Source organism: Mesorhizobium sp. WSM4830, from assembly GCF_055811495.1.
The window spans coordinates 114374-117170 of the sequence record NZ_JBVVQI010000021.1 but is presented as its reverse complement, the minus strand read 5'-3'; the positions used below and the strand labels follow the sequence as shown (position 1 = coordinate 117170).

Below are 2797 nucleotides of genomic sequence, written 5' to 3'. Positions count from 1 at the left end.
CGAACCGCCCTGTACGGACCCGTACGCAGGGTGGTGTGGGAGGGGAGGAACTGCGAAGCTCCCCCCTATCCCGATTCAGGCTCCTTTTCGATCGAATGATGTGCGTGCTGCCGGCTGTAAGTCGGCGGGACAGCGCCCCCCTCTGTCCTGCCGGACATCTCCCCCACGAGTGGGGAGATCGGCAGCTTGGGCGACAGCACTTTTTTGCATCCTACAAAATTGGCGAAAGCGGTGATGACAGCCAATCTCCCTCCTTGTGGGGAGATGTCCGGCAGGACAGAGGGGGGCGCGACGGAACGCGACCCCGACGATCCTCAGATTAACGCGCCCCGTGCGCCCACTTCAGAGAAGCCCCCATGTCCAACCGTTACGCCACCATCATCACCGACGATGACGGCCGAGAGGTCGTCAGTGCCATCGGCGAGTTCGCCGGCGCCGCACCCTATGCCCGCCACGGCCGCTTCGAGCAGGTCGCAGCCGGCGTGCGGATCGGCATGATGCGTGGCGGTACCGTTGATGCGGTCGGCGGCTTCGGCTTCCCGTCGGGAGCACCCGACAGCAAGGCGGCGGCATTTCTCAGGGCAAGGCTGAATGCCTTGCCCGACGCCGGTGCGATGAAGCCCGGCACGACCACTGATGCGAAACCGGCAAGCCAGCTGCGGAAGCCGAAGTCGGCACGCGTCGGCAAGAAGGCCAAGCCGCGCAAGCGCATCGTGCGGCCGGCCAACAAAAAGCCGGCGATCTCCGCCGGGAAGGCGGAGTAGGGCATGGCCAAGGCTCCCTCCACCGGCGATCCGCAGCAGCACGATCAGGCACCCGGCAAGCGAACCAGGCGGGCGAAGAAGACGCTGGCCGACGGTTTCCTCGAAGCGATCCGCGCCGATTTTCGCGCCCATGGCGCCGGCGTCATCGCCGAGGTGCGCGCCGAAAAGCCCGACCAGTACCTGAAGCTCGTGCTGTCGGTGCTGCCCAAGGATCTGAGTGTCAACATCAACAATCTGGATGCATTGAGCGATGACGAAATCAGGCAGCGCATCCGCGGCCTCGAGGCCGTCCTTCGGCCGTTTCTCGAAAGGCCGGGCGCCGCAAAAGGCCTCGCACAGCCGGGCGGCAAGGAAGGAATATCTCAGCCTGCTGGCGGAGCTGGACCGGAGGCGCCGCACTAACCAGCTTGCCGCCTATCGGCCTTATCGGACATCGTCTTCGAAATGATCGTGCGCCGGTTCGGGCCGGTGAAGGAGGAGTAAGCCGCCCGACGAAATAGTGACGTTCAGGTGGAGCCCGCCGCGCCGAAAGGTGCGGCGGGCTTTTTGCATTTTCTTTCGCATTCTGTACGATCTTTCCTTCGCGCGAGAGCGGCTCGATCCGGCGTTTGCCAGATCAAGATGCGCGTTAGGCTTCACGGGAGGTGGTTTCATGCTTGCCAGAGTCCTGACAAAAGCGGCAGTCCTGACAGCCGGGGCGCTTCTGTTTGCCGCGACGGCCGACGCCCGGCCGGACAGCCGCGCGATGACATGCGAACAGACACAGCTTCTGATCCAGAGGCATCGCTCGGTGGTGCTCACCACCGGCCAGAACACCTACGACCGTTACGTCCGCCAATTCGGCAATGAATGCGACTGGCCGCAGGTGCCGCGCGCCGCGTATATCCAGACGCGTGACGGCCAATGTCTGGTCTATCGCTGCCAGGAGCCGGTCTTCGACCTCCCGAATTGAAAGCAGGCGGCGGCTCATTCCTCGTCGAAAGAACCACCCTCGCTTGCAAGGTCGCGCGAAATGACGCGTTCGTCGGCATCGTCCGGCAAGGCCTCGTCGCTTTCCTGATAAGCGTTATCGTCATCTTCCTCCGGCAGTTCGCCGTCTTTCTCGACGTCATAGCGAATATCGCCGTTTTGCGGCACGCCGCCAGGCGGGATTCTCCCGCTCCGGATGGCATCCCAGTCCTGTTGCTGGATCGTCGGGCTCTCGGTCTCGTCGTCGGTTCGTTCTTTCCTGCGCGGTTCCATCGCCGGTTCTCCATAATGTCAGCGGCCCTGAATTGGCTCAGTGGTTGAACTCATAAGTCTGGCGGCCGGTTCCCGGGGCCACTGCGGTCCGGGCGCATTGCCGCACGACGGAACCAATCGCGCCTGCCTGCCTTCACATTCAGAAGATCTTGGCACATTCAGAAGATCTTGGCGCGAAAGGAGCTTGACATGAGACCGCTCATTTTCTTGCCGTACATGCTAGGTGCGCTGGTGCTGGCGGTGCCGGCGGCCGCGCAGCCGGGCGAACAGGCGCAATCCGACCGCTGCAAAGTCGAGCCGCCGGACAAGAATAGCCACCAGCAGAAGCCGGCCGGCAACAATTTGTCCGATACGCTCGAGCCATGCGGTGGGGTGCTGAAGCCGCCGCCAACGGGCGATCAGGGCATGGCGGCGCCACCGCCGGATGAGGGGAAGACCCCGGTGATCAAGCCCGGCGAGGTGCCGCCACAGCCGCCAAAGCAGTAGCAGCGAATGGCGGCAATTTCGCGCCGCTTGAGCCGGCAGGTTTGTTGCAGTCGCCTAGGAACATTAGCTTGTCCTAAATGTTGTTTTAGACGCAGTCGATATCACCCCCTCCGGTATCGCTGCTGATCGGGAAACCGATCGGGGGGGGGGGGGGGGGGGGGGGGGGGCCCCCGCCCCGCCGGGGCGGGGGGGGGGGCCGGGGGGGGGGGGGGGGGGGGGGAGTGGGGGTGTGGGGGGGGGGGGGGGGGGTGGGGGGTGGGGGGGGGGGGGGGGGGGGGGGGGGGGGGGGGGGGGGGGGGGGGGGG

The 2797-nt window shown here is 65.2% G+C and carries 5 protein-coding genes; 4 read left to right on the top strand and 1 reads right to left on the bottom strand.

Annotated elements, in window-relative coordinates:
* Nucleotides 1-356 precede the first annotated feature (356 nt).
* The 3 genes from AC0L2Y_RS24130 to AC0L2Y_RS24120 all read left to right on the top strand — a co-directional run bounded on the left by AC0L2Y_RS24130 (nucleotide 357) and on the right by AC0L2Y_RS24120 (nucleotide 1716).
* Nucleotides 357-764: a hypothetical protein gene (locus tag AC0L2Y_RS24130; RefSeq protein ID WP_473559941.1), complete on the top strand. Its 408-nt coding sequence runs from the start codon at nucleotides 357-359 to the stop codon at nucleotides 762-764.
* A 3-nt stretch (nucleotides 765-767) separates the two neighbouring features.
* The gene (locus tag AC0L2Y_RS24125) at nucleotides 768-1166 is read left to right on the top strand and encodes a hypothetical protein (protein ID WP_352490971.1); all 399 of its coding nucleotides are present in this window, start codon (nucleotides 768-770) and stop codon (nucleotides 1164-1166) included.
* A 250-nt stretch (nucleotides 1167-1416) separates the two neighbouring features.
* On the top strand, nucleotides 1417-1716 hold the full coding sequence (locus AC0L2Y_RS24120) for a hypothetical protein (protein ID WP_473559940.1): 300 nt from the start codon (nucleotides 1417-1419) through the stop codon (nucleotides 1714-1716).
* A 14-nt stretch (nucleotides 1717-1730) separates the two neighbouring features.
* Here AC0L2Y_RS24120 and AC0L2Y_RS24115 read toward each other — a convergent pair whose 3' ends face one another.
* On the bottom strand, nucleotides 1731-2006 hold the full coding sequence (locus AC0L2Y_RS24115; RefSeq protein ID WP_473559938.1) for a hypothetical protein: 276 nt from the start codon (nucleotides 2004-2006) through the stop codon (nucleotides 1731-1733).
* A gap of 189 nt (nucleotides 2007-2195) precedes the next feature.
* On the opposite strand from AC0L2Y_RS24115, the gene AC0L2Y_RS24110 reads away from it, so the two are divergent.
* Nucleotides 2196-2492 (top strand): hypothetical protein, encoded by a 297-nt coding sequence (locus tag AC0L2Y_RS24110; protein WP_473559936.1) that lies wholly within the window; start codon nucleotides 2196-2198, stop codon nucleotides 2490-2492.
* Nucleotides 2493-2797 lie beyond the last annotated feature (305 nt).